This window comes from Streptomyces sp. NBRC 110611 (assembly GCF_001590865.1).
Classification (GTDB): domain Bacteria; phylum Actinomycetota; class Actinomycetes; order Streptomycetales; family Streptomycetaceae; genus Streptomyces.
Map to the genome: position 1 here is coordinate 37,265 of NZ_BBUY01000017.1, position 25,756 is coordinate 63,020.

Here is a 25,756-nt window from a genome sequence, read left to right on the forward strand (position 1 = left end):
TGTCGCATTGAGGGCGTTGCTCGTCACACATGGCAGCCGGGGTGATGTCCAGCCATTCGTCGCTTTGGCGCGTGGACTGTCGGCGGCAGGACATGACGTTTCCATAATCGGCCCGCGGCGTACCTTCCAGATAGCGCGCTCAGCGGGAATTCCTTATGTCCCGGTCGCGGACGGTCCACTCGAGCTGCTCAACGACCCGGTCATCGTCAAGGTCAATCAGTCGAGTCGGCCGGGGCCCGTACTGGCCATGCGATGGTTCCTTCGCAATCGCCCGCGTTATGTGCAGGTTCTGGAAGAGTTGATAGCCGCGGTCAGGGCTCAGCCCAGGCCCGATGTCATCCTCTTCCAGCCTTGGGTGCCGGCGCATCACATAGCCGAGAGTCTCGACGTCCCGGCGGTACCGGTATGCCTGCAACCCGGTTGGGTGCCCACGCCTGATTTTCCCAACCCGCTCCTTGCCACACGAATACCTCGCGCGCTGAACAAGGCCTCCTACGCATCGTCCAAGCTGACCGTCCGTCTCCTCTACGGATCAACAATCGACCGCGTGCGCCGGCAGGAGCTCGGGCTGCTGTCCCGCCGCGGGCGGCACAACATGCTGCGGAGCCCCGACGGGAAACCGGTCACTGTCCTGCAGCCGTTCAGCCCTCATGTGCTTCCGGAAACTCGGCATTATCCGCCTACGACGCACACGACAGGGTTCTGGCGGCTTCCCACGCCACGGGGATGGAGCGCGCCACCGCGTCTTGCCAGGTTTCTCGAAGCCGGTCGTCCGCCTGTGTACATCGGATTCGGCAGCCTTACCGGAAGCAACCCTTTGCGTCTGCGTGAGGCGGTGATCGCGGCTGTTCGTCAGGCAGGGGTCCGCGCTGTCGTGGCCACCGGGTGGGGTGGTGTCGCCGGGCCGGGGCAGGAGGAGTCGTCGACTCCGGAGGAGATTTTCTTTCTGGACGAGGTGCCCCACGACCAGCTCTTCCCTCATATGGCCGCGGTCGTCCATCACGGTGGCGCCGGCACCACCGCTGCCGCGCTGGCCGCAGGGCGGCCACAGGTCGTCTGTCCTTTCGGATTCGACCAGCCTTTCTGGGCCCGCCGTATGCGGGCGTGCGGGGTGGCGCCGCCGCCGCTGCCCCAGCACCGTCTTACCGCCGAGCGCCTCGCCGTCGCTGTCGACCGCGCGGTCCGCGACACCGGCATGGCGCAGCGCGCCGAGCATCTGGGCGTGCTGACACGTGCCCAGGACGGCGTAGCGGAAGCCGTGGAAGTGCTGGAGAACATGGTGGCACGCGCCCGGGGAGTCAGCTGAGCAGGAGTTCGCGGGTACGGGCGAGCAGGTCGTACTGTCGGCGCAGGCCGCTGCCGGACAGGTTGATGACGAAGGTGCGGGCACCCGCTCGGACGTAGTGATCGAGGCGCTCGGCCAGCTTCTCGGGAGGCCCGCTGACCACCAGGCGGCTCGCCTGCTGCTCGGACAGCCCCTGTTCACCGGTCAGCGAGCGCAGATAGCGGACCAGGCGCTGGTGACCCTGGCGGTTCTCCTCGGGGTCGGTGCTCAGGGCGGCGAACACCGTGGTGCCGACCTCGGGTGTCCGCGTGCCTGCTTCGGCTGCCATCGCCGTCAATGTGGCGGCCTTCTCGCCCAGTTGTGCGGGTTCGAGCAGCGACGCGAGCCATCCGACGCCGTGGTCGAGGACGCGCCGCAACGCGCGGTCGGACATGCCGCCCACCCACACCGGCGGCGCGGGAACGGCGGGTTCGAGCGTCATCACCGGTTCACCCGGCGCGGTCAGCAACCGCGTCGGCCGGCCCGCGAACAGGTCGGGCAGCGCCCGCAGCATCGCGTCGGTCCGGCGGCCCCGCCCGGAGAACGGGACCCCGCCAAGCGGCCAGTCCTCCGGGTGTACGCCCGCACCCACCCCCAGGACCACACGGTGACGGGAGAGGTACTGCAACGACGACAGCTGCTTGACGGCCCAGGCCTGCTGCCGCAGCGCCAGCTGCATGACCCCGAAGCCGATCCGCACGCGCTCGGTGACCGCGGCGGCCGCGCTCAGCGCGACCACGCTCTCCAGGAACGGGGTGCGCGCGCACAGGCGGTCGCCCGCCCACACCATGTCCAGCCCGACCTGCTCGACGTGCCGGGCCAACGCGGGAATCTCGCCGAGGTTCCCGTCGCCGCGCTCGACGAAGGTCGGAAGACAGACACCAAGGTTCACCGGCATGTCGATCCTTTCCCGTGTGGGCGGCCGCACTGTCCAGCCCCTCGAGGGTGCGGCGGCCTGCGAAGTTCGTCGAGGCCGACCTTGCCCGCTCAACCGGGGTTGAGCTCAACTGATCCGATGAATCGTCTGACTTCGATCAGGCAGGTCGCCGACCACTTCGGCCTGCCCCTCTCGACGCTCCACTACTGGGAGCGCCGCGGACTGGTCACGCCGCACCGGCGCTTCGGCCAGCGCCACTACGACGCCGATCAGATCTACCGGATCGCGCTGATCCGTCTGTGGCGGACCACCGGACAGATGTCCCTCGACGAGATCGCCGCGGTCCTTTCCGGGCGCGCGGACACCCCCGGCTGGCGCGACACCGTCACCGCTCGGATCGCCGCACTCGAAGCCCAGATGGCTCAACTGGACATCGCCCGCGGCTACCTGCGCGGCCTGCTCGCATGCCCCCGTGGCGATGCGCCCGAGCACTGCGAGAACTTCCGCGCCCAGGTCAGTCTTCCTGCAAAGGGTCAACTGTGACGCGGCGTTCCGGCGGACGCCGCCCCGGCCCTCGCGCCGGCCCCTGCCCCGGCCCTCGCCCCGGCCCCGGCCTCTGCCCCCGCCCGGAACGTCCTGCGGTACGTCTGTGGCGACACCCCGATCGCCGCGTGCAGGTGCTGCCGTAGTGACGTCCCCGTGGCGAAGCCGACCTCCGCCGCGATCCGGTCGACCGACAGATCGCTGGACTCGAGCAGGTGCCGTGCCCGGTGGACCCGCTGCTGGATCAGCCACCGGCCGGGGCTCGTGCCCGTCTCCTCCTGGAAGCGCCGTGCGAACGTGCGCGGGCTCATCCGGGCGTGCGCCGCCAGCTCCCGCAGGGCGAGCGGCCGGTCGAGGTTCTCCAGCGCCCAGGCGCGGGTGGTGGCGGTGCCGCTGACCCCCTCCTCCGGCACGGGCTGCTCGATGTACTGGGCCTGCCCGCCCTCGCGCCACGGCGGTACGACACAGTGCCGGGCCACCCGGTTGGCGACCGCGCTGCCGTGGTCGGACCGCACCACATGCAGGCAGACGTCGACGCCGGAGGCCGCACCCGCCGACGTCAGCACATCGCCGTCGTCGATGAACAACACCTCGGGGTCCAGGGCGACATGGGGGAACATCCCGCGGAACAGATCCGTCAGCGCCCAGTGCGTCGTGGCGGGCCGTCCGTCGAGCAGGCCGGCCGCGGCGAGGGCGAACGCGCCGGTGCAGATGGAGACGATGCGGGTGCCCGGTCTGATCCGGGCGAAGGCGTTGCGCACCGGCTCCGGCAGTTCGCGCGTGAGGAGTCGCAGATCGTACGGCGGCAGGACCACCGTGTCGGCTGTCTCCAGCGCCTCCGGTCCATGCTCGACGGTGATCGTGAAGTCGGCGCTGGTCGCCACCGTGCGGTCGTCGGTGGCCGTGCACGTCACCACCTCGTACGCCCCGGGGACCAGCGGGAAGACCCGGTTGGGGATGCCCAGCTCGAAGGGGTAGACGCCGTCGAGGGCGAGAACGGCGACACGGTGCGGGCGGCGTACGGCAGGCATGGCACGATTCTATCGGTGAATGGCAATCTTGCCATTGTCCAGGTCAGATGCGGCGCGGCAGGCTGCGTACATGACTGAGAACACCACTACCGCCCCGACCATGAAGGCCGTCACCCAGCGCACTCTCGGCGACCCCGACGTCCTCGAGGTGGCCGGGACCGCGCGCCCCGAGCCCGGCATCGGCCAGATCCTCGTCGCCGTCCACGCGGCGGGGATCAACCCCACCGACTGGAAGCACCGCAAGCACCGCATCTTCCTGGGCGAGCCCCCCTTCACGCTCGGCTGGGACGTATCGGGAACCGTCGAGGCCGTCGGGATCGGCGTCTCCCTCTTCCAGCCCGGCGACGAGGTGTTCGGCATGCTGCCGTACCCGTACGGCGCGGGCTCGCACGCCGAGTACGTGACCGGCCCCGCTCGCGCCTTCGTGCCCAAGCCCGCCGCGCTGAGCCATGTCGAGGCCGGCGCACTGCCGCTGGCGGCCCTGACGGCCTGGCAGGCGCTGGTGGACAACGCTCAGGTGGAGCCGGGACAGCGGGTCCTGGTACATGCGGCGGCCGGGGGCGTGGGACACCTCGCGGTGCAGATCGCCAAGGCGCGGGGCGCGTACGTGATCGGCACGGCCAGCGCCGCCAAACACGACTTCGTGCGGGGGCTGGGCGCGGACGAGGTCGTCGACTACCGCACTGCCGACTTCGCGGAGGCGGTCCGCGACGTCGATGTGGTGCTCGACTCGCTGGGCGGCGAGAACTGCCTGCGCTCCCTGCGGGTGCTGCGGCCCGGCGGCATCCTGGTGTCGATCCTGCCCGAGAACTGGGACGACGTATCGGGCCGCGCACGGGAGCTGGGGGTGCGGGCCAGGTTCATGCTGGTCGAGCACGACCAGGCGGGTATGGCGGCGATCGCGGCGCTCGCCGAGTCCGGGCGGTTGCGTGCGCACGTCTCCGGCACGTACACGTTCGCCGAGGCCGCGAAGGCCCACGCGGAGGCCGAGACGGGCCGCGTCACGGGCAAGCTCGTGCTCACCGCCCGCCCGTGATCCGGACGCGCCGGGCCCGTCAGCCGTAGACCAGCGACCGGGCGTCGGCGTAGGCCGCGCGGACCCGGCGGCCGGCGGAGGCGTCGCCGGGAGCGGCGATCTCCCGGGCGGCGGCCAGCGGCCAGTGCGGCGGCTCGGGGGTGCCGGCCAGGGCCCAGGCGGCCTGCCGGGCCGCGCCCAGGGCGACGTACTCCTCCGGTTCGGGCACGGTGACCGGGGTACCGAAGATCTCCGCGGCGATCTCGCCGACCACGGGGGCCTTGGCCGCCCCGCCGATGATCAGAACCCGCCGGGTCCTGACGTCCTGGGCGCGCAGCCGGTCCAGGGCGTCGGCCATGTTGCAGAGCATGCCTTCGACGGCCGCCCGGGCGAGGTTCGGCGGGTGCATGTTCGCCTTCCGCATCCCCATCAGACTGCCCGCGGCCTCCGGGAGGTTGGGCGTGCGCTCGCCGCCCAGGTAGGGGAGCAGCACCAGGCCGCCGGCCCCGGACTCGGCCTCGCGGGCGAGGGGGCCGAGCTCGTCCAGCGGGATACCGAGCATGCGGGCGCTGGAGCTGAGCACCCGGGCGGCGTTGAGGGTGCACACCAGCGGCAGGAAGCGGCCGGTGGCGTCGGCGTACCCGGCGACCGCGCCGGACGGGTCGGCCGACGGCCGCTCGGCGAGGGCGAAGGCGGTGCCGCTGGTCCCCAGCGAGATCACCGCATCGCCCGGCTGGAGGCCCAGCCCCAGGGCCGCGCCCATGTTGTCGCCGGTGCCGGCCGCCACCAGGGCCCCGTGCGGGGTACGTCCGGCGGCCTCGTACGGGCCGAGCACACGCGGCAGTTCGGGGGTGCGGCCGCCGAAGGCGAGGGAAAGGAGGTCGTGGCGGTAGGCGCCGTCGGCCGGTGACCAGTAGCCCGTGCCGGAGGCGTCGCCCCGGTCGGTGACCGGTGCGGTGCGGCTGCCGGGGCCGCCGCACAGCTGCCAGGTCAGCCAGTCGTGCGGCAGCAGGACCCGGGCGGTACGGTCCGCGAGCCGTGGCTGGTGCTCGGCCAGCCAGCGCAGCTTGGCGACGGTGATGGCCGCGACCGGTACGGTGCCGACCGCCTGGGCCCACTTCTCCGGCCCGCCGAGTTCGCCGACCAGGTCCGCCGCGGCCTGTGCCGAGCGGGTGTCGTTCCACAGCAGCGCGTCGCGCACCGGCTGCCCGGCCGCGTCCAGGGCCACCAGGCCGTGCTGCTGCCCGGCCACGGCGATGGCGTCCACGTGTTCCAGGAGGCCGTCGCCCGCTTCCAGGAGCGCCTGCCACCACGCCCCGGGGGCGACTTCGGTCCCCTCGGGGTGGGCGGCGCGGCCCCGGTGGAGGACCTCCCCGGTGTCGGCGTCACAGACGACGATCTTGCAGGACTGGGTAGAGGAGTCCACCCCGGCAACTGTGGGCATGACGATGTCGCTTCCGTGCAACGAGACGAAGAAGGAGTGGCGGGAGGCAGGAGGGCAGGAGGGCAGGAGGGGCGAGTGGCCGGAGGGGGTCAGCCCTGGGGGCGGAGCTGGATCTTGCGGCCGGAGCCGTCACGGAACGCCTGCAGAGCGGCGCCGAACTCGTCCAGCGTGAAGCTGTGCGTGATCATCGTGTCGGCGTCGATGACGCCCTTCGCCATCAGGTCCACGGCGCGCCCGAAGCTGTGCAGCACGGCCATCGAACCGACGATGGTGATCTCGTCGTTGTACACACGGAACGGTGAGAAGGACGCCTTGGCGGCGGAGGGTGCGACGCCGAACTGCTGGAAGGTGCCGCCACGGCGCACCCGGCCGAGGCCGTCCTCGATGACGGGGATGACGCCGGTGCAGTCGATGACGGTCTCCCAGCCCTGCGCTCGGCCCAGATCGTCGGCGCGCACCGCGGTGGCGTCCGCGCCGAGCGCCTCGGCGACCTTCAGCCGGTCGGTGTTGATGTCGACGACTGAGAGGGATGCCGCGCCGGCCGCCTTGGCGAGCTGAAGCATCATCAGGCCCATCGTGCCCGCGCCGTAGATGAGGTAGTGGTCGCCGAGGCGGCGGGGCAGCACATCGAAGCCGCGTACCGCGCACGACAGCGGCTCGATCAGCGTGCCCTGGGTGACGTCGACGCTCTCCGGCAGCCGGTAGCAGTTGGCGGCCGGCACCTTGACGTACTCGGCCATCGCGCCGTCCACGGTGTCGCCGATCGCCCCCCAGTTCTCGCACAGGTTGCCGCGCCCGATCGCGCAGTAGTGGCAGGCACCGCAGAACAGCGACGGGTCGACCGCGACCTGCTCGCCGGTACGCAGACCGCTGACTCCCGGGCCCAGCGCGACGATCTCGCCGGTGAACTCGTGCCCGGGGATGATCGGATAGGGGGTGGGCGCGAACTCCCCCTGGACGATGTGCACATCGGTGCCGCAGATGCCCACCGCGGCGGGCGCCACGATGACCTCGCCGGGGCCCGGGGTGGGGTCGTCGACGGTGGTGACCTCGTATTCGCCGGGGGTGTGGATGACGACAGCGCGCATGGGTGGGGGCCTTTCCGGGGGAGGGGAAGAGAGGGGAGGAGAGAGCAGGAGGCGGGCGCTCGGGGAGATCAGAGGCGCTCGGGGGGATCAGCGGTGGGGGGCGTCCGAGGGCACCTCGACGGTGCGGACCTCGACGCCGAGATCGCGGACCGGTCGGAGTTCGCTCTCCGGGGTCCCGGCGTCGGTGACCAGCAGGTCGTAGCCGCTGACATCGCCGTAGGGATACGTGGCGGTGCGGCCGAACTTGCTGTGATCGACGGCCAGTACGGAACGGTCGGCGGCCTCCAGATATGCCCGCTTGCTCTCCGCGTACTCGCGCACCGGGTGGAAGAGCCGCCCCTCGCTGACCGAGGTGGCGGTGACGAAGGCGACAGTGGCGCGGATGTCCTGGAGCTGGCGGCGGGTCTGCGGACCGGCGCAGGACTCGAAGTCCTCGTAGTAGCGGTCGCCCAGCAGCGTCACTTCGGCCGGCGCGCCCGCCAGCAGATAGGTGACGCGCAGCGAGTTGGTGATCACGCGGATCCCGTCGACGGAGGCGAGCCGGCGGGCGAGCGGGAAGAGGGTGGAGCCGCAGTCGATCAGCACCGTGTCGCCCGGGGAGACCTCTTCCGCGAGCGCGTCCGCGAGGGCGTTCTTGACCGCGACATTGGCGTTCTCCCGAAAGCGCAGCGCGCTCTCCATGGCGACGTTGGAGAAGGCCGTGGCCACTCCGCGGCCCTTGCGCAGCAGCTGCCGGTCATGGAGGTTGTCCAGGTCCCGGTGCATGGTCATCACGCTGACGCGCATGCGCTGGGCGAGGTCGGCGATCCGGATCTCGCCCTCCTGCGCGACCTGGCGCAGAACCGCCTGGCGGCGCTCCTCCACCTCGGCCTCGGAGCCGCGGCTCGCTCTCATCGTGAGTACCTCTGTTCGTCTCCACGGCGGTGTCTCGCCGTATCCGCGCTCACCTTAGAACATCACACACTTTATGTGAAGCTCTTGAAATTCAGTGTGAGGTTGTCCAGTCTGTTGCACACCCGTGGCCGAAAATAAGCGGCCAGTCAGGAGGTCCAGCCGTGCTGTCCCCGTCCCCGGAGCGCGCTCTGCCGCAGCCCCGCCCCGCCATCCTCGGCATTCCCCGCGCTCTGATCTGGGGCTATGTCGGCGTCCTGCTCTTCATGATCGGCGACGGGGTGGAGACCAGCTATCTGCCGACGTACTTCAAGACCGACCTCGGCTTCGCGGAGGCGAGCGTCGGAGTGATCTTCACCGTCTACGGAGTCACCGCCGCGGTGGGCGCTTTCCTGGCGGGCGGGCTCTCCGACCAGTGGGGGCCGCGCCGGGTGATGATGGCCGGCGCGGTCTGCTGGGTGGTCTGCCATGCGCTGATGCTCGCGGTCGCCATCCCCGCCCACTCCTACGGGCTGATCCTGGCCGGCTACGGCCTGCGCGGCTTCGGCTATCCGCTGTTCGCCTACGGGTTCATGGTCTGGATCATGGCGGGCGCCCCGGAGCGCCAACTCGGTAAGGCGCTCGGCTGGTTCTGGTTCTGCTTCACCATGGGCTACCCCGTCCTCGGCTCCGCCCTGGTCTCGTTCCTCAAGCCCATGATCGGCTTCTACCACACCCTGTGGGTGTCCCTGGCGATGATCGTCGCCGGTGCCCTGGTCGTCCTCCTCCTGCTCCGTGAACGCACCGGATTCCAGGGCCTGTCCAGGGGGCCGGAGCGGGTCGGCCTGGCGCGTACCTTCCTGGGCTGCTTCACCGTCATGTTCGCCAAGCCGCGGGTCGGCATGGGCGCGGTGGTCCGGCTCATCAACACCACTTCGCAGTTCGGCATATGGGTCTTCACCCCGCTCTTCCTCGTCGACCGGATCGGCTTCAGCGCACAGGAGTGGGCCTCCCTGCTGATCGTGATGATGGTCAGCAACCTCGCCTGTGTGGTGCTCTTCGGTGCGCTCGGCGACCGGTGGAGCCGTCGGAAGACCGTGGCCTGGCTGGGCGGGGTGGTCTCGGCCCTCGCCTGCCTGGCGCTGTACTACGTACCGCAGACAGCCGGGCACGACTATCCGCTCGTCGCGATCGCGGCCGGCGCGCTGGGCGTCGGTATGGCGGGGTACGTCCCCCTGCCCCCTCTGATGACCGCACAGGCCCCGGAGCGCAAGGGGCAGATCATGTCGGCCTACACGCTGGGCGCCGGTGCCAGCATGGCCTTCGGTCCGCTCATCGGCACGGTGTTCATCGGGTCGATCGGCATCGGGGGCGTCATGGGGATCTACGCCGCCCTGCACCTCCTCAGCACCGTCCTCGTCCTGTGCATGAAGACCCCCGAGCCGCCCATGGATCACGCCCGTCCCGCCCCCGTGGCCGCCACCGCGATACGCGGGGCGGATGCGTAGCGCTCGGCAACGACACGTAACAGCGCTTTTGCAGGCACTTACATAAGCACTTCCATAAGTGCTGTTACGATTCTTTGATGACCGAACCCCGCCACCGGCCCGATTCCCCCGCCCCGACTGCACCGGCTTCGCCGGCTTCACCGACTGGGCCAGCTGCACCAGCTGCGCCGGACGCATCCCGTGCATCCGACCCGAGCGAGCAGAGCCTCTGGCGCCCCCTGCGGCTGCTCCAAGCGGAGATGGACGCCGACATCGCACGGGTCTACACGGAGGCCCGGATCGACGGGCTCAAGCCGAGTTTCGTCCTGGAGCTGCTCCGGCTGCACTCCCGCGGACCGATGACGATCACCGAGCTGGCCGAGTCGGTGGACCGCACCCACTCGGCGCTCAGTCAGAAGGTGTCCGCGATGCGCGCGGCCGGCCTGGTGCGGACCGTGGCCGGCCCGGACGCCCGGAGCAAGAGGGTGACGCTCACCCCCAAGGCCCGCCGTATGACCGGTCGGCTGGCGGCGGAGTGGCGGGCCACCGAGGCTGCCCTCGCCGAACTTGAGGCGGAGATCCCCTACCCCCTCAGCCGGGTCGTCACCGACCTGGAGCAGGCGCTGCACCGCAAGAGCTTCCATGACCGGATCACCGAGAAACTCGCCGCAGACCCGGAATGGGAATAGGCCGACCGCCTCAGCCTTCCGATGTGACCGTGAAGGGGCGTACGACCGTGTCCGGCCCAGGGCTCATGAGGGTCTCGTGGCCGTCCTCGAATCGGACGCGGTAGGGCGGTCCGCCGTTCTCTCCCAGTACTTCGATGACTTCTGCCGTCCGGTCCTGCTGACCCACGATCCGTCCGTGGACAAGGAGCCGGTCACCCACACTCGCCCGCATACCGCTCGTCCTCCTCCGCTTGGGCAGGCATCAACGCCTCAACGCCCCGTTGCTGAACACCGCGGAGGTACCCACGGCAAGCGGGGATATGCCCGCTGCCACTCGAATGGCGTGAGATGGCGCCGGGTGTGGCGAGAGACGGGTCCGAGGTCGGGACCGGGGGCGGGAGTTGGGGCGGGGGTGGGTCAGTTCAGCAGCTCCAGGTCGCCGTCCAGCCGGACGTCGGGGCAGCCGGAGTTGGTCACCACGGCCAGTTCATGGGGGTACCCGTCGCCCCTCTTCCACTGTCCGCCGGTCAGCCGCACGGTGGCGACATTGGCGACCGGCCCGGTGGTCCAGTCGAGTGGTCCGGCCATCGTTTCCAGCCGCGTCCGGGCGATCGCGGCCGCGACGGCCTGTCGGTCCGTGGGGTCGTCGGCTGTCGCCAGGGCGTGCACCGCGACCTCGAACAGGGCGTACGCCGGCCCCAGCGGCTGCAGCCATTGCGCTCCCGTCAACTCTTCGTAGCAATCGGCGAGTTCGTCGGCCCGCATGCCGTCCAGTGAGGACCGGTAGGGGTGTCGCGGCGTCCAGTAGACCAGCGACGCCACCTTCGCCTCGGCGGGATCGTCCGCGCCCGTGGCGCCCACCGGGTAGGCGAGCCAGCGCGAGCAGGTGATCAGCCGGGGCCGCAGATCGCGTTGTACGGCCTGCCGGTGGAAGAGCGCGAGGTCGGCGGCGGTCGCGGCGCTGGTGACGATCTCCACACCGTCGTGGAGGAACGCGGTGATATGACGGTCGAAGTCCGTTGCCGGCTCCCGGTACCCGGGCGGGTCGACGAGGGTATGGCCCCGGGCGGTCGCGACGGGCAGGAAGCCCTCTTCCTGGTGGCGTGTCCAGTTCCCCTGTGGCCCGTCGTTCCAGAGGCAGCCGACCGTGCGCCCCGGCCCCACTCTCTCCCACATGTCGGCGAAGACGCTCGCGATGTCGTCCAGCCCCCAGCAGAAGTGATACGTCCAGCGGAACGGCCGGTCCCGGGTCGCGCCCCGGCCGAAGTAGTACACCTGCCAGGGAAAGGTGCTGGTCACGCAGGGGGTGTGCAGCTCCTCGCAGGTATCGGCCACGGCCGGCAGCACCCGCGTACCGGCCAGGGTCACGATGACATCGGCCCGCTCGTGCCGGATCAGCTCCTCGGTTGCCCGACGCGCGGCTTCCGGCTCCGAGCGGCTGTCCCGGCTCACCAATCTCAGCTCATAACCGCGTCCTTGGTTCCGTACGTGGCGCAGCCGGGACCGCAGGAGCCCCATGGCGAACATCAGCGGATCGCCGAGTTTCGCCAGGCGTCCGCTGCGCGGTGCCACCACGCCGATGGTGAGCGGTGCGTCGCTGCGCCGGGCGGTGTGCGGGCTTGCGTCCGTGGGCTGCTGCTGCATCGGTGCGCCTGCCTTCTCTCTGCTGGGGGAGGGGACGATGGGCGTCGGGGGACACGAGGGGAGACGTGAGAACGGGTGCGTCTGCGATGTTTCCCCTGCCGGTGTTGATGAAGCCTCGGTGGCGCGGCATTCCCCGTTCGGGCGGTACCGCGGTGCTGCGGTACTGCGGGTGGCGACCGGCTGCGCCGTACCGCGGAGGGTGGCCGGCGGCTCTGGCGCTCAGGTCAGGTCTCGTCGACGGGCCGGCGGGGCAGGTTGAACCAGATCCACTTGCCGCGATCGCCGACCGTGGCCACTCCCCAGGACTCGGCCAGGGCGTCCAGCAGGTCGAGGCCGCGGCCCGTCTCCAGGTCGTCCGGCTGTCCGTCCGCGGAGCGGGTGCCGCGTCGCATCTCCGGGTTGCGGTCGAAGACCGCGACGACGATGACGTCCTTGACCTGATCGTGGGTGATCGCCACCTGCAGCTGGGTGCCGTGGGCATGGCGTACGGCGTTGGAGACCAGCTCCGACAGCAGCAGGGCGGCCGTGTCGATCAAGGCGTCGCCCTGGGAGATCACCGAGCTCAGGAACTGTCGGGCCTGGGAGGCGGCGCGCGGGTGGCGGGGGAGGACGGCGCTGGCGCCGTTGTCGGTGAAGGTGAGGGCGAGCACGAAGGGGGAGCTCCAGGGATCGCTGAGCGGGGGGGCGGGGGAGGGCGGGCAGGGTGGGCCGGGGGAGGGGGACTGGTGTTCGGCTGTCTGGCCGCCTGGTGTCTCCAGCGTGGCGTGAGGAATGCCCGTAAATGCGTGCCATAAGGGGTGAATGGGGCATAACTTTCGTCAGATGTGGAGGGATTCCGAGGCGGGACTTTACGCATGGTGATAGCCGTTGCACGGATAGTGGAGGGGAGGGGGGTCAAGGGACGTGAAGGGGAGTGGAGCGGAGGGAAGCGTGGGAGGTGACGGGGTGGTGATTCAGGTCCTGGTGGCGGACGACAGTGAGATCGTCCGGCGGGGGCTGAGCGAAGTGATCGAGGCCAGCGGCGATCTGCATGTGGTGGCGCAGGCGTGGGACGGGCGGAGCGCGGTGGAGGCGGCGCGGCGCCTCTCGCCCGACGTCGCGCTGGTGGACATCCGGATGCCGGGGATGGACGGCCTGGCCGCGACGCGGGAGCTGCGGGCGCTGCCGCGGCCGCCGCGGGTGGTGATCCTGACGACGTTCGGTGAGGACGAGTACGTCGACGAGGCGGTGCGGGCGGGGGCGAGCGGCTTTCTGCTGAAGGACACGCCTCCGGAGGAGCTGATGCGAGCGGTACGCCAGGTCGCGGAGGGGAAGGCGAGCCTGGATCCGGCCGTCACGGGGCGGGTATTGGATGCACTGGCCGAGCAGGCGCCCCGGCTCAGCGCCGAGGAGAAGACCGCCCTGGCGTCTTTGACGGACCGCGAGCTGGAGGTCGTACGGCTGGTGGCGCGCGGGTTGTCGAATACGGACATCGGGGCGGCACTGCACATCACCGAGGGGACGGTGAAGGGCCAGGTCAGCAGGCTGATGGCGAAGTTGGGCGCGGACAACCGGGTGCAGATCGCCCGGCTGGCCTACCGCGCCGGACTGGACCGCTGACGGATCGGAGTGAGTCGGGCGCTGTCGTCGGGGCGCGGGCCTGCGGGTGCGGTGAGGGCGTGGCCTGCGGGAGTGGTGAGGGCGTGGCCTCGGGGCGTGGTCAGGGGGCGGTAGCCGGGCCCAGGTGTCCGGGGCCGGTGCGGGGCGGGTGTGGAATATCGGCACGGACCTGGAATCCGTCCTGGTACGGGCCGTAGGTCAGGGTGCCGCCCAGGAGGGTGACGCGCTCGGTGAGGCCGATGAGGCCGTTTCCGCCGCTGGGCGGCAGCTCCGCGGGGAGGGGCCGGGTGGCGGGGCCGTTGGTGACGGCCATATGGATGCGGTCCAGGCGGCAGTCGACGGTGAGGGCGACCTCGGAGCCGGGTGCGTACTTGGCCGCGTTGGTGAGGGTCTCCTGGGCGATCCGGTACAGCGCGCGCTGGACCTGGGCAGGGAGGGCCTCGGGGTGGCCGTTGACGGTCAGCCGGGCATGCTGACCACGAGCGTTCGCGCCCTCCACCAGCTGGGCCAGCTGCAAGGCATCGGGCTGGGGTGCGCGCGGTGCACCCCGGGCGCCCCGGCCGCGGCCCGGGGTGAGGACGCCGAGGATCTCGCGGAGCTCTTCGAGGGCGTGGTGGCCTTCGGCGCGGATCCGTTCCGCGGCGTCGCCGACGGCCGGCTCCGCGTGTGCCAGCGGGCCGACCTGCAACGCGCTCGCGGTGAGCACGATGTTGCCGACCCGATGGGCCACCACATCGTGCATCTCGCGGGCGATACGGGCCCGCTCCTCGGCCTGCGCCCGCTCCACCAGCAGATGCCGCTCACGCTCCAGCCCCGCCACCTCGGCCCGGGCGGCCGCGACAAGATCGCGGCGCATGCCCACCGCGGCCCCGACGACCAGCGGCCCGAGGATCAATGCCAGCACATAGCCGGCCTCGCGCGGGTCGGTCGGGGAGTGATCCGCCGCCAGGGAGCCAAGGGCGACCGCGCAGCCGGCCAGCCCGTACAGGGCCAGTACGCGCGCGGCACGGTGGGCGGCATCACCGACCGTGTACAGCGCCACGGCCAGGGCGACCGGGGTGAATGCGGCCAGATAGCCGACCATCACGACGACGCAGACCGTGCGGGGCCGGTGGCGGCGCCACCACAGCACCGCGCCGACGGCTCCGGACACTGCCGCGACGACAGGGGTGGGTGCCCCGGTGAGCAGACCGTTGGACGGCTTGATCCACGTATCGACGACGCCGATCACCACGACAACCGCGGTCAGCGCGGCGTCGAGTCCACGTGCCGGCCAGCGGGCAGGACCATCTGCTGCCACCACTCCACCGTAAGTTCCCGCCCGCGTCCCCACACGCGAGGGGAGCGGGGAGAGGTCAAGGGCAGGGCCTTTGACGCGTCCTACGTCCTACGCGTCCGACCTACGTGTTCTGCGGACGCGCCCGGGCCCGGTGGTTTCCGGGCAGTGCGCAGGCCGCCGTACCGCCCGGCATCCGCTGACGGTTGTCGGCGACGAGGCGGTACACGCGGTGGGCGGCCCACCGCAGCGGCGGCAGTGTGAGCAGCGCGCCCAGCGGCGCCCACCCCCGCCCGGCGCTCAGCAGCAGTTTCGCCACTGCGTGGGCGCCGCCGTACACCGTCCCGGCCGGTGTCACCCACAACACTTCGTGCTCGGCCCGCTCCTGTGGGATGCCCAGGGCTCGCAGGTCCGCGAACTGCCAGGGAACGGAGCGGCATCGGGGCCGGACGCGCCGCTCGGCGAACGCCACCGACGTGGTGCAGAAGCCGCAGTCTCCGTCGAAGACGAGCACAGCCTGAGTCCGCATGTACCCATCATGCCGCACCGTCACGGCGGGCCGGGCCGGGCTGTCGTGGGGAGCATGACGCGCGCGGCACGCTCCCCACTCCCGGCACCCCTGCGGCCCCTACGGACGGGGGCCGATGACGCCGCCCTCGCCGTCGTGGACGGTGATGGCGAGGGCGGGGCACAGATCGGCGGCGTCCAGCGCGCGCTCGTCCTCCTCGATGTGTTCCTTCAGCGGACGGGCATGGGCGCCGTCGACCGTGAACAGGTCAGGCGCGATCGCGGCACAGGAGCCGGAGGCGATGCACTGGCGCGGGTCGATCTCCACCTTCCAGGCCATGGCCGCTCACCACCCCACCGGCATGACGCGCGGGCCACGGACCAGCATCTGGCTCTTCCACTCGATGTCGCCGGCCAGATGCAGCGTCGGGAACCGGGTGATCAGGGCGCCCAGTGCCTCCTGGAGCTCCAGGCGGGCGAGCGGGGCGCCCAGGCAGTGGTGGACGCCGTGCCCGAAGCCGAGGTGCTGGTTGCCCGTCCGGGAGATGTTCAGGATGCCGGGGGAGTCGAAGCGCAGCGCGTCGCGGTTGGCGGCGCCGACGGCCACCAGGACCGGTGTCCCGGCCCGTACGAGCGTGCCGCCGACCTCGACGTCCTCCGTGGCGTAGCGGGGCTGGGCCGCGCCGCTGCCCAGCGGGACGAACCGGAGTAACTCCTCCACCGCGCCGCCGACCAGCTCGGGCCGTTCGCGCAGCAGCGTGAGCTGATCCGGGTGATCCATCAGGGTGAGGACGAAGTTGGGGATCGCGGTGGCGGTGGTCTCATGGCCGGCGACCAGGATGCCGATGCACAGGTCGACGAGTTCCAGTTCGGAGAGGCGGTCGTCGACGTCCCTGGCGTCGATGAGCGCGGTCATCAGGTCGTCCTGCGGCGCGCGTCGGTGCTCCGCGATCAAGTTCCGCATATAGGCGCGGAGTTCGTCCCGGTTGGCGTCGAACTCCTCTGCGGTGAGGGAGCTCGTCGACAGGGCGGCATCGCTCCATACCCGGAAGCGCGGCCGGTCCTCGGCCGGTACGCCGAGCAGCCGGCAGATCACGGCGACGGGGATGGGCAGCGCGTAGCGGTCCACCAGGTCGACGGGCGGACCGGCCGCCGCGAGCTCGTCGAGGAGTCCGTGCGTCAGCTCCTTCACCTGCGGCCGGAGCTTCTCGACCTGACGGACCGTGAAGGCCTTGGCGACCAGGGAGCGCAGCCTCGTGTGGTCGGGCGGGTCCATGCTCAGGATGCCGCTGTCGCGCCGGCCTTCGGACGCCCGGGGCTCGTCGTGCCGGGTCGCCTCGGCGCGGCTGAAGCGAGGATCGCCGAGGACCATCCGGGCCTCGGCATAGCGGGTGGCGAGCCAGGCGGGCTCTCCGTACGGCATCTGTACTTTCAGCAGTCCCGGACGGTTCCGGGCCCGCTCGTACTCGTCGGAGAGCTCGATGCTCTCGGCGATATTGAAGGGGTAGGACAGGGGTGCTGTGTCGGCTGTGGTCACGGCGACCTCCCTCTTGTAAGCACCTGCTTACATAAGGTAGGCCGCTCCCCGTGGGATGGTCAACGGCGTATTACGGCCGTCATGGTGACGGCCCGAAGGAAGGGAGCGTGACAAGACGGTGGAGAAGACCCCGCAGCACGGCACGGCGCAGGCCCCTCGCCGGAACGCCCAGGGCACCCGCATGCGATTGCTCGACGCGGCCTCGGAGCTGTTCGCGGAGCGCGGCTACGAGCGGGCGACGGTACGGGACATCGCGTCCCGGGCCGGGGCGAATCAGGCCCTGCTGTTCCGTTACTTCGGTTCGAAGAAGGCGCTGTTCGGAGAGGTGATGGCGCGTGGTGCGCAGGAACAGCTGCGCACCACGCCCGCCGAGCGGCTGTTCGAGGTCGCGCTGCGCGGCATGCTGGCCGACGGTGAGGGCGCCGACCGGTCGCTGGAGGTGTGTCTGCGCTCCGTCGGCGGCAGTGACGAGATCGCGGAGGCGCTGCGGGGGCTGGGGGCGGAGTACGCGGACGTCCTCGCCACGCTCTCCCGGTCCGACGACGGCGGTCTCCGCGCCGACCTGGCGCTGTCCTGGCTGCTGGGCATCGGACTGATGCGGGTGGTCGTCGCCAAGGAGCCGCTGGCGAGCGCCGACCCGGACGCGGTCTGCGCACTCGTCGGCGGTGCTCTGGGGGGCCTGCTGGACAGCCTGCCGACGCATCATGACGGAGAGTCCGTCGGGCATCCTGACGGAGGGTCCGTCGGCGAGGGCGCGACAGCGGGTGGCGAGGGGAGCGGGCCGCGCGGGTGAACGGGGCAGGCCGGAGGGTGTGTCCGGAGCGTGGTTCGGCGCGGTCGGACGTGGATCGGAGGGCGGGCCGGACTGTGGCTCGGGCGCGGATCGGGGCGCGGTGGCGGCGTGGGCCGGGACGGTGCGTGCTGCGTTCCGGTGACTCCACGGCGGGTCTCAGCCTGCCTGCGAAAAGCCACTTTATCGTCGCCTTGGCAGAGAATATCCCTTTTCTGCAGAGTCGAGTGAAGGTGGAAACATGCTCCGTTCGATCCCTCACGGTCTCGCGGTGGCCGGCCTGACCGCGGCTGCCCTGGTGGTGCCGGCGGGCGCCGCCACTGCCGCGGCCGCGGCTCCCGGTACCGCGCAGTGCTTCTCGCAGTGCGACACCGGTCAGCACAGCAGCACCCCGCACAAGCACAGCAAGAGCCGTGATGTCCAGGACGGCTACGACGACGACGGCCGTGACAACAGCAAGGACAAGGACAAGGGGAAGGGCAAGGGCAAGGGGAAGGGCAAGGGCAAGGACAGCCACGCCAAGGGCAAGGACGGCCGCGACAACGAGGGCGGCCGGGACGGCGGTGGCAACGGCGGTGGCGGCCGTGACGGCGAAGGCGACATGCGCGCCCCCGGCGAGTCCGGCTACTACGGCCTGGGCAAGGAAGGCATCCTCGGCCTCGGGCTGCTCGGCCTCCTCTGACATCCATCAGACAGTCCCGCAGTGGGCCCGGGGGAACCGTCCCGGGCCCACTGCCGTGCGCGCACGGGGCCGGCAACGGCCGCGCGCCCGCAGGTGTCCCGTCAGGTGTCCCGTCAAGCGGCAGCCCAGCCCCCGGACGACGATCGGCCCACGGAGCCGACGCACCCGTCAACGAGGCGTCGCATCCGCCAACGGGGCCGTCGCACCCGTCGAACGGGGCCGCCGCACCCGCCCATGGGTCCGTCGCACCGGCCGACAGGGCCGTCGAGTGAGATCCGTCCGCCGTGGAGTCCAGTCCGTATGTCACCCACTTCCGCAGGCCACCGGACCGCGCCAGGCACCCTCCGCACCTTCCGGTCGGTGGCCGTTCTGCTCGCCGTCGGCGCCGTCGTCACCAGCCTCGTCCAGGCAGCACCTTCCTCGCCGACGGTGCACGACAACGGGGCGCCGCACCCGCACCCGCACCTCGACCCGGGCGTCGAGACGATCATGCGGAAGCCCGAGTACCGGCACGCCCAGTGGGGACTGTTCCAGCAGAACCCGCGGACGGGCGAGGTCACCCAGTCCCAGCACGCCGACCAGTTCTTCATCCCCGGATCGGCGGCCAAACTCTTCGGCGTCAGCGGCACCTGGCACACCCTCGGGGGCGACCACCGCTTCGTCACCCCGGTGCACGCCGTCGGCAAGATCCGGAACGGAACGCTCAGCGGCGATCTGGACCTGGTCGCACAGGGCGATCTCAGCCTCGGTGGCCGAACCCGCAAGGACGGCACCCTCGCCTTCACCGCCATCGACCACACCCACGCCAATGACATCCCCGGCGCCACCCTCACCCCGCAGAACCCGCTGGCCGGCCTCGACCAGCTCGCCCACCAGGTGCGCGCCGCGGGCATCCGGCGGGTCCACGGCGACGTGATCATCGACGCCCGGCTGTTCCGGCCCGACCCGGCACTCGATCCGGCGCCCACCCCGCTGGTCGTCAACGACAACGTCATCGACCTGCTGACCTCGCCCGGCAGCCGCGCGGGCGCCCCCGCCGCACTGAGTGTGCGTCCGAAAGTCGCGCCCTACCGGGTCACCTCGGCCGTACGCACCGTCGCGGCGGGCGAACGGACCGACATCCACGTCACCACCTCCGCGGACGGCACCCGGATCCGGCTCTCCGGCACCATCGCCGAAGGCTCGGCCCCCGTCCTGCGGGTGTCCCGCATCCGAGACCCCCAAGCCTTCGGCCGGACGGCGATGATCGAGGCGTTGAAACGGGCCGGGGTCGAGGTCCGGGCGGACGCGGTCGGCCCCAACCCGGCCGGCCGGCTGCCCGCCTCCTATCGGGGGGCACGCGTGGTCGCCCGCTACTCCTCACCGCCGTACGCCGAATACGCCAAGCTCATCCTCAAGGTGAGCCACAACCTCGGGGCGAACCTCGGGATCTGCCTGATGGCAACGCGGGTACGAAGCGCCGACTGCGAGGACGGCTTCCCCGTGCTCGCCGCATTCCTGAACGGTGCCAGGGTGGACGGCAGGGCCGTACAACTCGCCGACGGCCGGGGCGGCAACCCGGCCAACCGGGCCACACCCCGGGCCGTGGCGCAGATCCTGGCGTACTGGCAGCGCACCCCCGACGCACGGCGCTTCCGCGAGTCACTGCCGGTTCTGGGCGTCGACGGGACGCTGGCCGACTCCTGCCGCGACTGCCCGTCGCGCGGCAAGGTCTTCGCCAACACCGGCACCGTGGCGGGCGGTGACGCACTCAACGAACGGCTGGCGGTCGGCGCCGAGACGATGGCCGGCTATCTGGAGACGGACAAGGGGACGTTCGAGGTGTTCTTCGCCGGCGTGAACGGTGCCGCGACGTCCCACACCGATGCCCACGACGTCCTGCATATCGCGAATGACGTGGCCGGTGTCGCGGCTCTTCTCCAGCAGAGCCGTGAGCAGATCCGTGAGCAGCGCCGTACCGTCGGCTGACCTGCGCGTTCTCCTTACGCCTGCTCGTTGTCCTTCAGGGAACCCCAGCCGTGCCAGCGGTCGATATCGATCAAGGCGCTGACCCGCCGGCGGTGCCGACGGGGATACGGCTTCCCCAGGTAGTGCTGGGCCAGCCGGTCGATGTCGGCCAGCCCTTCGTCGTCCCGGAACTCCGTGACGCGCCCGATGATGCTGAGGTGCGTGTACCAGTTGCCGTCCTCCAGGACGGTGAGTGTGACCCGGGGGTCGTTGTGCAGGTGCTCCAGCCGCTTACGTCCCTCGTCCATGTTCACCAGCACGCGGCCGTCGTCCCAGAGGTACCAGGTGGCGGTGGACACCGGCTGGCCGTCCGCCCGCAGGGTGCTGATGACGGCGGGATTGGGCTTGCGCAGCATGGTGACGGCGGCTTCGGGGAGCGGTGGTTTCGACATCTCAGGCACCTCCGTGGTCATCGGTCATAGGTCATCGGCCATCGTGTCGCCGCACTCCCCGCATCATGACGCGACGGCCCCGGAATGTTCAGGAGGCAGGAGGTGTTGAGACTTCGTGATCAAGGTGATCGTAGTGAGCACGTTTCCGTACGTGAAGAGGAGCGCTGAGGACCGCTGATGCCGCACCCGCCCCCGGGAACCGAACCGCGTGGAGGACACCTGAAGGGAGATGAACTGAAGGAAGGTGAACCGAACAGAGACGGACTGAACAGAGGTGAACCGAACAGAGGTGAGCCGCACAGAGTTGGGCCGCACAGAGGTGGGCTGGACGGAAGTGGACTGCGCGGGCGGGTCGTCGTCCTGATCGGCGGCGGCTCGGGCATCGGGCTCCGGGTCGCCCATCAGGCGACCGCAGCCGGTGCCCGGGTCGTACTCGGCGGCCGTACGCCCGCCACACTGGAGGCCGCGGCGAAAGGCCTGGGAAGCGCTGCCAGTTGGCGGACCGTGGATGTGACGGACCCCGAGTCCGTGGCCGCCTTCTTCGGCGCGCTCGACCGCGTCGACCATGTCTTCACCTCGGCCGCTTCGTACCGGGTCGGCCCGATGCTGGAGTTGAGCGACGCGGACGCGGCCAGCCCCTTCACCTCCAAATTCTGGGGGCAGTACCAGGTCGCCAAGTACGCGGCGCCACTGCTGCCGGAGGACGGCTCGGTCGTGCTGATGTCCGGCGCCGCGGGGGCCCGGCCGCCGGCGCCCGCGCCCGCCTACGCCGCCTGCAACGCCGCCATCGAGGGACTCGGCCGGGGACTGGCCGTCGAACTCGCCCCTGTACGCGTCAACGTGGTCTCCCCGGGCACCGTGGACGGCAACCTCTGGGCCCAGCGGCCCGAGCGGGACCGCGAGGCCAGTTTCGCCCAGTACCGCAGGGACACTCTGCTGCACCGGCTCGGCACCGAGGACGAGATCGCCCATGCCGTGCTGTTCCTCTTCACCAACCGCTATATGACCGGCTCCACCCTCTACCCGGACGGCGGGTACGCGCTGCGCTGACCACGCTGATCACGCTGACGGTGCGTCCGGGAGCGGGACGCGCCGGGGAGGTACCGGCAGGGGCTTGGGAGTACCAGCAGGGGCCGGGAGTACGAGCAGGGGCCGGGAGGAGCCGGCTCAGGTGTCCAGGCGGGCCGAACGTGCGGCCGGGACCTGGACCTGCTTGCGGGACGGCAGTACGTCGGGCGCACGGTGCGGCCGGAGGGCGGCGAGTGCGGTCTCGGTCTCCTCCATCAGGCGGTGGTAGGAGACCAGCCGCTGCCACTCGGGGTCGGCGACCCCGGGAACCGTGGCGTCCCGCTCGGTCCAGCGCCGTACCAGCGCCGCGTACAACGGGGTCTGCCGGGCGACCTCGGAGGTGATCCACCGGGGGGTGACTCCGGGGCGGGGGAGGAAGGTCTGTCCATGACCTGCGACAGTGCCGGACGTGGGGGCGCTCATGGCCCTAGAAACGATAGTCCGGGCTCGGGGTCACTGCGTATAACTGCGTATATTTGCGGCTCCCCGTACATTCGTCCCGAAGGTGGGGACATAACTCCCGCGAATATCACCTCATGCAGTGATCTATGCTCGATAAGCGGTTCAATCCGGACGAATGAACGTTGACGCAGTCATGGAACCGAGGGAGTTGTGGGAGCGCCATGCGGTACTCGCACAGGCGTTTTGCAGCAGCGATGAAGAGGTCCGCCGGACGCAGGGACTCCTCGACGAGGCCGAGGCCCGCCGCTCGCGGACCCTGGCCGCCTTCGCCGTGACCGTGGGCAGCGACGCGGTCGTGGCGGACCTTCTCGGCCTGGACGAACGCGAAGTCCGCCTGGCCCGTCGTACGGTGGGCAAGGACGACGCGCGTGCGGTCGCCAAGAGCCTGCTCTCCCAGCCGCGTGAGCAGGCGGCCGCGCGTGAGCATCCGGCCGAGCAGGCCCCGGCGCGTGAGCCGGCCGCACCCCACATTCCGCAGCAGACCGCGGCTCCCTCCGCCGTGCCCCCCATGCCCCAGGCGGCCGCGCCCCCGGCGGCACCCCACCCGATGGCCCAGCCGGCCGCCGGTCAGGCCGGAGTCGGACAGGCCGGGGTCGGCCCTGGAGCCGGGCAGACCGGGGCCGGTCAGGCCGGAGTCGGACAGACCGCGGGGCAGGCCATGGCCGGCCCGCTCGCCGCCGGCACGGCCGGTGCGTCGCCCGTCGCCGACTCGGTCTGGGCGCCCGCACTGGACGCCGTCCTCATGAGCAGCTGGCACACCGGAGTCGACCTCACCGCCCTCGCCACCGAACTCGGCCTGGACGTCCGGCTCTTGGTGGCCCGCGCCCAGCAACTGTCCCAAGAGACCCGCACCACCCAGCCCGCGCCACCGGGAGGCATCGGCCGTCACCGCAGGATGGCCACGCTCCAGTCCTCTCCCCAGACCGACACCGGCTATCCGGCGTGGCGCGAGAGACCGGCGCAGCCGCAGCGGGAGCCGTACATGGCGCAGTCGCCACGCGAGCAGTACGACCACGAGTCCTGGCGACAGCAGCCGTATCAGAGCCAGGGCCAGGGCCATTACGGCTACCCGGACACTTCCGGTCCCGGCCAGCAGGGGCACCAGAACCACCAGAGCTATCAGAACCACCAGGGTCATCAGAGCTATCAGAACCACCAGAGTTACCAGGGTTATCAGAGCTACCCGGACTACCAGGCCTACGAAGGGCAGCAGCACACGTCCCCTGCCGTGACCGCTCCCGCCACGGCCACCGCCGCGTGGGACCCCAGCAGCATCACCGCGTCCCACGACTGGGACGGCATCCTCAGCCAGTGGGAGGCCACCACCCCCACCACTCCGCCGATCCCCGCCCCCGGCCACAGCGGCGGTGCTTGACGCGCCCGCCGTTCGATACAGTGGGCGGCGAGCCGTGACTGGCGCTTGGGTGGAGTACCACCGGGGAGCGGCTCGGCCACTCGAGGTCAGTGCCGCGCGCCTGGGCGATCCGCCGCGACGCCCAGGAGTCCACGATGTCCCCTACCGCCCGCCTCATGGACGGCACCGCACTCGCCCGCAGTATCGTCGAACGGGCCGCGGAACGCGCCGCCGCCCTCACCCGGCAGACCGGCCAGAGCCCTTGCCTGGCGACCGTACTGGTGGGTGACGACCCCGCCTCGGTGACGTACGTCCGTATGAAGCGCGCCCGCTGCGAGAAGGCCGGCATCCGCTCCCGGCACGTCGCTCTCCCCGCCGCCACCACGACCGCCGAGCTGGTCGACACCATCACCGGGCTCTCGAACGACCCCGATGTGCACGGCATCCTGCTCCAGCACCCGGTCGGCGCACACATCGACGAGCGCGCCGCTTTCGAGGCCATTGCCCCCGAGAAGGACGTCGACGGCGTCACGTACCACTCCTTCGCCACCATGAGCTTCGGCGTCGACGGCTTCGCCTCCTGCACGCCCGCGGGCATCCTCCGCCTCCTCGACCACTACGGCGTCGAGCTGGCCGGCAAGCACGCGGTGGTGGTCGGCCGCAGCGCGATCCTCGGCAAGCCCGTCGGGATGCTGCTGCTCGGGCGCAACGCGACCGTCACCTACTGCCATTCCCGCACCACCGACCTCGCGTCGGTCACCCGCCAGGCCGATGTCCTGGTCGCCGCCGTCGGCCGGCCCCGGTTCCTCACCGGCGAACACATCAAGCCCGGCGCCGTCGTCATCGACGCCGGCTACAACCCCGGCAATGTCGGCGATGTGGACTTCGACTCGGCGGGCACCCGCGCCTCCCTGATCACCCCGGTCCCCGGCGGCGTCGGCCCCATGACGATCGCGACCCTGCTCACCCAGACCGTCGATGCCGCGACCCGCCGGCTGCGGGCGGTCTGACACGTCCGTACGTCCGTACGATCACGAGGAGGCACGCACCGCACACGCGCACCACACAGGGCACACACGACCACCGGAGGCTGAACCGCCATGTCGGAGCAGCGAGTTGTCATCGTGACGGGCGGCGGTACGGGCATCGGCGCCGCCACCGCCCGGCTGCTGCGGACCGCCGGCCATCAGGTGGTGATCTCCGGCCGCCGCCCCGAGCCGCTGCACCGCCTCGCCGAGGAGACCGGCGCGCTCGCCCATCCCGCCGACGTCACCGACCCCGAGGCCGTGCAGGGCCTCGTCGACGCCACCGTGTCCGCGTACGGACGCCTGGACGGACTCGTCCTCAACGCCGGTATCGCCCGCAGCGGATCCGTCGGCGACCTGTCGCCGGCGGACTGGGAGGCCGTGATGGCCACCAACGTCACCGGACCCTTCCTCCTCCAGCGCGCCGCCCTCCCGCACCTCCTGGCGGCCCGCGGCGCGGTCGTCGCCGTGGCCTCGGTATCCGCACTGCGCAACGGCAACGCCAACGCGGCCTATGCGACCTCGAAAGCGGCCCTGCTCCAGCTCTGCCGCTCGCTCGCGGTCGACTACGGCCGGGACGGCCTGCGCGCCAACATCGTCTGCCCCAGCTGGGTGCGTACCGACATGGCCGACGGCCGGATGGCCCGTTTCGCCGAGGAGGCCGGGCTCGGGGACGGCGGCGTGGACGCCGCGTACGAGGAGGCCACGCGGCTCCTCCCCGTCGGCCGCCCCGGCGAGCCGCACGAGATCGCCGAGGCGATCAGCTGGCTGCTCTCGCCCGCCGCGTCCTTCGTCAACGGCGCGGTCCTCCCCCTCGACGGCGGCGCCACGGCCGTCGACGTCGGCGGCACCGCGTTCAGCTATCGCCTCACACCACGCGACGACAGCCGCGCGGAATCAGACAATCGAAGCTCTGGGTGACAAAGGCGAAAGAAGGCCGCTCACCCGCGGGTAACACGAGAGTCGCACGAGGGTTTGATTGCGAAAGGGGATGGAGTTGCGGGCTTGTCCAGCCAAGATCACTGGGCATTCCTGTGATGAATCGATCCTCCGGTATCTGAATTGT

27 protein-coding genes and 1 riboswitch are annotated in these 25,756 nt (G+C 71.0%); of the genes, 13 read left to right on the top strand and 14 right to left on the bottom strand.

Annotated features, from left to right (window positions below; genetic code table 11):
* The first annotated feature begins 7 nt into the window (after window positions 1-7).
* Complete coding sequence (locus AZE13_RS26765) at window positions 8-1,306, top strand: glycosyltransferase (protein WP_066937284.1); 1,299 nt, start codon at window positions 8-10, stop codon at window positions 1,304-1,306.
* Here AZE13_RS26765 and AZE13_RS26770 read toward each other — a convergent pair.
* The gene (locus tag AZE13_RS26770) at window positions 1,299-2,222 is read right to left on the bottom strand and encodes an LLM class flavin-dependent oxidoreductase (protein WP_066937288.1); all 924 of its coding nucleotides are present in this window, start codon (window positions 2,220-2,222) and stop codon (window positions 1,299-1,301) included. The genes AZE13_RS26765 and AZE13_RS26770 overlap by 8 nt on opposite strands.
* A 117-nt stretch (window positions 2,223-2,339) precedes the next feature.
* On the opposite strand from AZE13_RS26770, the gene AZE13_RS26775 reads away from it, so the two are divergent.
* Window positions 2,340-2,744, top strand: a complete 405-nt coding sequence (locus tag AZE13_RS26775; RefSeq protein WP_066937291.1) for a MerR family transcriptional regulator — start codon at window positions 2,340-2,342, stop codon at window positions 2,742-2,744.
* Here AZE13_RS26775 and AZE13_RS26780 read toward each other — a convergent pair.
* Window positions 2,735-3,775, bottom strand: coding sequence for a GlxA family transcriptional regulator (locus tag AZE13_RS26780; RefSeq protein ID WP_079124395.1), 1,041 nt, complete (start codon window positions 3,773-3,775; stop codon window positions 2,735-2,737). The two genes, AZE13_RS26775 and AZE13_RS26780, sit on opposite strands and share 10 nt — an antisense overlap.
* Before the next feature lie 70 nt (window positions 3,776-3,845).
* Here AZE13_RS26780 and AZE13_RS26785 point away from each other — a divergent pair, with 70 nt between their 5' ends.
* Window positions 3,846-4,811: an NADP-dependent oxidoreductase gene (locus AZE13_RS26785; protein WP_066937294.1), complete on the top strand. Its 966-nt coding sequence runs from the start codon at window positions 3,846-3,848 to the stop codon at window positions 4,809-4,811.
* A 19-nt stretch (window positions 4,812-4,830) separates the two neighbouring features.
* Here the strand turns inward: AZE13_RS26785 and xylB are convergent, their stop codons facing one another.
* From xylB to AZE13_RS26800, 3 genes are all read right to left on the bottom strand, one after another.
* Window positions 4,831-6,234 (bottom strand): xylulokinase, encoded by a 1,404-nt coding sequence (gene xylB / locus AZE13_RS26790; RefSeq protein ID WP_066937297.1) that lies wholly within the window; start codon window positions 6,232-6,234, stop codon window positions 4,831-4,833.
* Between the two features lie 89 nt (window positions 6,235-6,323).
* On the bottom strand, window positions 6,324-7,322 hold the full coding sequence (locus AZE13_RS26795) for a zinc-dependent alcohol dehydrogenase family protein (protein ID WP_066937302.1): 999 nt from the start codon (window positions 7,320-7,322) through the stop codon (window positions 6,324-6,326).
* A gap of 87 nt (window positions 7,323-7,409) precedes the next feature.
* Entirely contained in the window at window positions 7,410-8,216 is an 807-nt protein-coding gene (locus AZE13_RS26800; RefSeq protein WP_066937303.1) for a DeoR/GlpR family DNA-binding transcription regulator, read from the bottom strand.
* Window positions 8,217-8,377: 161 nt separating this feature from the next.
* On the opposite strand from AZE13_RS26800, the gene AZE13_RS26805 reads away from it, so the two are divergent.
* Complete coding sequence (locus AZE13_RS26805; protein WP_066937306.1) at window positions 8,378-9,700, top strand: MFS transporter; 1,323 nt, start codon at window positions 8,378-8,380, stop codon at window positions 9,698-9,700.
* A gap of 239 nt (window positions 9,701-9,939) precedes the next feature.
* Entirely contained in the window at window positions 9,940-10,368 is a 429-nt protein-coding gene (locus tag AZE13_RS26810; RefSeq protein ID WP_066937309.1) for a MarR family winged helix-turn-helix transcriptional regulator, read from the top strand.
* 10 nt (window positions 10,369-10,378) lie between these two features.
* Here AZE13_RS26810 and AZE13_RS26815 read toward each other — a convergent pair whose 3' ends face one another.
* From AZE13_RS26815 to AZE13_RS26825, 3 genes are all read right to left on the bottom strand, one after another.
* Window positions 10,379-10,579 (bottom strand): DUF1918 domain-containing protein, encoded by a 201-nt coding sequence (locus AZE13_RS26815; RefSeq protein WP_066937312.1) that lies wholly within the window; start codon window positions 10,577-10,579, stop codon window positions 10,379-10,381.
* 185 nt (window positions 10,580-10,764) lie between these two features.
* On the bottom strand, window positions 10,765-11,991 hold the full coding sequence (locus AZE13_RS26820) for an ABC transporter substrate-binding protein (protein ID WP_066937313.1): 1,227 nt from the start codon (window positions 11,989-11,991) through the stop codon (window positions 10,765-10,767).
* A gap of 224 nt (window positions 11,992-12,215) precedes the next feature.
* Window positions 12,216-12,641 (bottom strand): ATP-binding protein, encoded by a 426-nt coding sequence (locus tag AZE13_RS26825; protein ID WP_066937315.1) that lies wholly within the window; start codon window positions 12,639-12,641, stop codon window positions 12,216-12,218.
* A gap of 295 nt (window positions 12,642-12,936) precedes the next feature.
* Between AZE13_RS26825 and AZE13_RS26830 the strand changes: the two genes are divergently transcribed.
* Window positions 12,937-13,590, top strand: coding sequence for a response regulator (locus AZE13_RS26830; RefSeq protein WP_220127604.1), 654 nt, complete (start codon window positions 12,937-12,939; stop codon window positions 13,588-13,590).
* A 100-nt stretch (window positions 13,591-13,690) separates the two neighbouring features.
* Here the strand turns inward: AZE13_RS26830 and AZE13_RS26835 are convergent, their stop codons facing one another.
* The 4 genes from AZE13_RS26835 to AZE13_RS26850 all read right to left on the bottom strand — a co-directional run bounded on the left by AZE13_RS26835 (window position 13,691) and on the right by AZE13_RS26850 (window position 16,910).
* Window positions 13,691-14,890: a sensor histidine kinase gene (locus AZE13_RS26835; RefSeq protein WP_147264728.1), complete on the bottom strand. Its 1,200-nt coding sequence runs from the start codon at window positions 14,888-14,890 to the stop codon at window positions 13,691-13,693.
* A 100-nt stretch (window positions 14,891-14,990) separates the two neighbouring features.
* Window positions 14,991-15,395, bottom strand: coding sequence for a thiol-disulfide oxidoreductase DCC family protein (locus AZE13_RS26840; RefSeq protein WP_066937317.1), 405 nt, complete (start codon window positions 15,393-15,395; stop codon window positions 14,991-14,993).
* A gap of 99 nt (window positions 15,396-15,494) precedes the next feature.
* Window positions 15,495-15,713, bottom strand: a complete 219-nt coding sequence (locus AZE13_RS26845; RefSeq protein WP_066937320.1) for a ferredoxin — start codon at window positions 15,711-15,713, stop codon at window positions 15,495-15,497.
* Between the two features lie 6 nt (window positions 15,714-15,719).
* A complete protein-coding gene (locus AZE13_RS26850; RefSeq protein WP_066937323.1) occupies window positions 15,720-16,910 on the bottom strand; it encodes a cytochrome P450 in 1,191 nt (396 codons plus the stop codon).
* A 118-nt stretch (window positions 16,911-17,028) separates the two neighbouring features.
* Between AZE13_RS26850 and AZE13_RS26855 the strand changes: the two genes are divergently transcribed.
* The 3 genes from AZE13_RS26855 to dacB all read left to right on the top strand — a co-directional run bounded on the left by AZE13_RS26855 (window position 17,029) and on the right by dacB (window position 20,350).
* Complete coding sequence (locus tag AZE13_RS26855; protein ID WP_066937327.1) at window positions 17,029-17,703, top strand: TetR/AcrR family transcriptional regulator; 675 nt, start codon at window positions 17,029-17,031, stop codon at window positions 17,701-17,703.
* A gap of 238 nt (window positions 17,704-17,941) precedes the next feature.
* Complete coding sequence (locus AZE13_RS26860) at window positions 17,942-18,382, top strand: hypothetical protein (RefSeq protein WP_066937331.1); 441 nt, start codon at window positions 17,942-17,944, stop codon at window positions 18,380-18,382.
* A 300-nt stretch (window positions 18,383-18,682) separates the two neighbouring features.
* Window positions 18,683-20,350, top strand: a complete 1,668-nt coding sequence (dacB, locus tag AZE13_RS26865; RefSeq protein WP_079124397.1) for a D-alanyl-D-alanine carboxypeptidase/D-alanyl-D-alanine-endopeptidase — start codon at window positions 18,683-18,685, stop codon at window positions 20,348-20,350.
* A 14-nt stretch (window positions 20,351-20,364) separates the two neighbouring features.
* On the opposite strand, the gene AZE13_RS26870 is transcribed toward dacB, so the two are convergent.
* Window positions 20,365-20,781: a PPOX class F420-dependent oxidoreductase gene (locus AZE13_RS26870; RefSeq protein ID WP_066937509.1), complete on the bottom strand. Its 417-nt coding sequence runs from the start codon at window positions 20,779-20,781 to the stop codon at window positions 20,365-20,367.
* Between the two features lie 177 nt (window positions 20,782-20,958).
* Between AZE13_RS26870 and AZE13_RS26875 the strand changes: the two genes are divergently transcribed.
* Window positions 20,959-21,831 (top strand): SDR family oxidoreductase, encoded by an 873-nt coding sequence (locus AZE13_RS26875; RefSeq protein ID WP_079124398.1) that lies wholly within the window; start codon window positions 20,959-20,961, stop codon window positions 21,829-21,831.
* Between the two features lie 117 nt (window positions 21,832-21,948).
* On the opposite strand, the gene AZE13_RS26880 is transcribed toward AZE13_RS26875, so the two are convergent.
* A complete protein-coding gene (locus AZE13_RS26880; RefSeq protein WP_066937336.1) occupies window positions 21,949-22,272 on the bottom strand; it encodes a hypothetical protein in 324 nt (107 codons plus the stop codon).
* Between the two features lie 154 nt (window positions 22,273-22,426).
* Between AZE13_RS26880 and AZE13_RS37125 the strand changes: the two genes are divergently transcribed.
* The 3 genes from AZE13_RS37125 to AZE13_RS26895 all read left to right on the top strand — a co-directional run bounded on the left by AZE13_RS37125 (window position 22,427) and on the right by AZE13_RS26895 (window position 25,611).
* Window positions 22,427-23,686, top strand: coding sequence for a hypothetical protein (locus tag AZE13_RS37125; RefSeq protein WP_181690454.1), 1,260 nt, complete (start codon window positions 22,427-22,429; stop codon window positions 23,684-23,686).
* Window positions 23,687-23,710: 24 nt separating this feature from the next.
* A riboswitch (ZMP/ZTP riboswitch) is annotated at window positions 23,711-23,799 on the top strand.
* Between the two features lie 21 nt (window positions 23,800-23,820).
* Complete coding sequence (locus AZE13_RS26890) at window positions 23,821-24,675, top strand: bifunctional 5,10-methylenetetrahydrofolate dehydrogenase/5,10-methenyltetrahydrofolate cyclohydrolase (protein ID WP_066937513.1); 855 nt, start codon at window positions 23,821-23,823, stop codon at window positions 24,673-24,675.
* 90 nt (window positions 24,676-24,765) lie between these two features.
* Window positions 24,766-25,611 (top strand): SDR family NAD(P)-dependent oxidoreductase, encoded by an 846-nt coding sequence (locus AZE13_RS26895; protein ID WP_066937343.1) that lies wholly within the window; start codon window positions 24,766-24,768, stop codon window positions 25,609-25,611.
* Window positions 25,612-25,756 lie beyond the last annotated feature (145 nt).

Excerpts from the sequence above, each read along its gene's own strand:
- AZE13_RS37125 (WP_181690454.1), top strand. The coding sequence starts at position 22,427 with ATGAACGTTGACGCAGTCATGGAACCGAGGGAGTTGTGGGAGCGCCAT.
- xylB (WP_066937297.1), bottom strand. The coding sequence starts at position 6,234 with ATGCCCACAGTTGCCGGGGTGGACTCCTCTACCCAGTCCTGCAAGATC.
- AZE13_RS26840 (WP_066937317.1), bottom strand. The coding sequence starts at position 15,395 with ATGCGGACTCAGGCTGTGCTCGTCTTCGACGGAGACTGCGGCTTCTGC.
- AZE13_RS26775 (WP_066937291.1), top strand. The coding sequence starts at position 2,340 with ATGAATCGTCTGACTTCGATCAGGCAGGTCGCCGACCACTTCGGCCTG.
- AZE13_RS26795 (WP_066937302.1), bottom strand. The coding sequence starts at position 7,322 with ATGCGCGCTGTCGTCATCCACACCCCCGGCGAATACGAGGTCACCACC.
- AZE13_RS26770 (WP_066937288.1), bottom strand. The coding sequence starts at position 2,222 with ATGCCGGTGAACCTTGGTGTCTGTCTTCCGACCTTCGTCGAGCGCGGC.
- AZE13_RS26810 (WP_066937309.1), top strand. The coding sequence starts at position 9,940 with ATGGACGCCGACATCGCACGGGTCTACACGGAGGCCCGGATCGACGGG.
- AZE13_RS26860 (WP_066937331.1), top strand. The coding sequence starts at position 17,942 with ATGCTCCGTTCGATCCCTCACGGTCTCGCGGTGGCCGGCCTGACCGCG.
- dacB (WP_079124397.1), top strand. The coding sequence starts at position 18,683 with ATGTCACCCACTTCCGCAGGCCACCGGACCGCGCCAGGCACCCTCCGC.
- AZE13_RS26875 (WP_079124398.1), top strand. The coding sequence starts at position 20,959 with ATGCCGCACCCGCCCCCGGGAACCGAACCGCGTGGAGGACACCTGAAG.
- AZE13_RS26845 (WP_066937320.1), bottom strand. The coding sequence starts at position 15,713 with ATGGCCTGGAAGGTGGAGATCGACCCGCGCCAGTGCATCGCCTCCGGC.
- AZE13_RS26895 (WP_066937343.1), top strand. The coding sequence starts at position 24,766 with ATGTCGGAGCAGCGAGTTGTCATCGTGACGGGCGGCGGTACGGGCATC.
- AZE13_RS26815 (WP_066937312.1), bottom strand. The coding sequence starts at position 10,579 with ATGCGGGCGAGTGTGGGTGACCGGCTCCTTGTCCACGGACGGATCGTG.
- AZE13_RS26785 (WP_066937294.1), top strand. The coding sequence starts at position 3,846 with ATGACTGAGAACACCACTACCGCCCCGACCATGAAGGCCGTCACCCAG.
- AZE13_RS26820 (WP_066937313.1), bottom strand. The coding sequence starts at position 11,991 with ATGCAGCAGCAGCCCACGGACGCAAGCCCGCACACCGCCCGGCGCAGC.
- AZE13_RS26800 (WP_066937303.1), bottom strand. The coding sequence starts at position 8,216 with ATGAGAGCGAGCCGCGGCTCCGAGGCCGAGGTGGAGGAGCGCCGCCAG.
- AZE13_RS26890 (WP_066937513.1), top strand. The coding sequence starts at position 23,821 with ATGTCCCCTACCGCCCGCCTCATGGACGGCACCGCACTCGCCCGCAGT.
- AZE13_RS26880 (WP_066937336.1), bottom strand. The coding sequence starts at position 22,272 with ATGAGCGCCCCCACGTCCGGCACTGTCGCAGGTCATGGACAGACCTTC.
- AZE13_RS26780 (WP_079124395.1), bottom strand. The coding sequence starts at position 3,775 with ATGCCTGCCGTACGCCGCCCGCACCGTGTCGCCGTTCTCGCCCTCGAC.
- AZE13_RS26870 (WP_066937509.1), bottom strand. The coding sequence starts at position 20,781 with ATGTCGAAACCACCGCTCCCCGAAGCCGCCGTCACCATGCTGCGCAAG.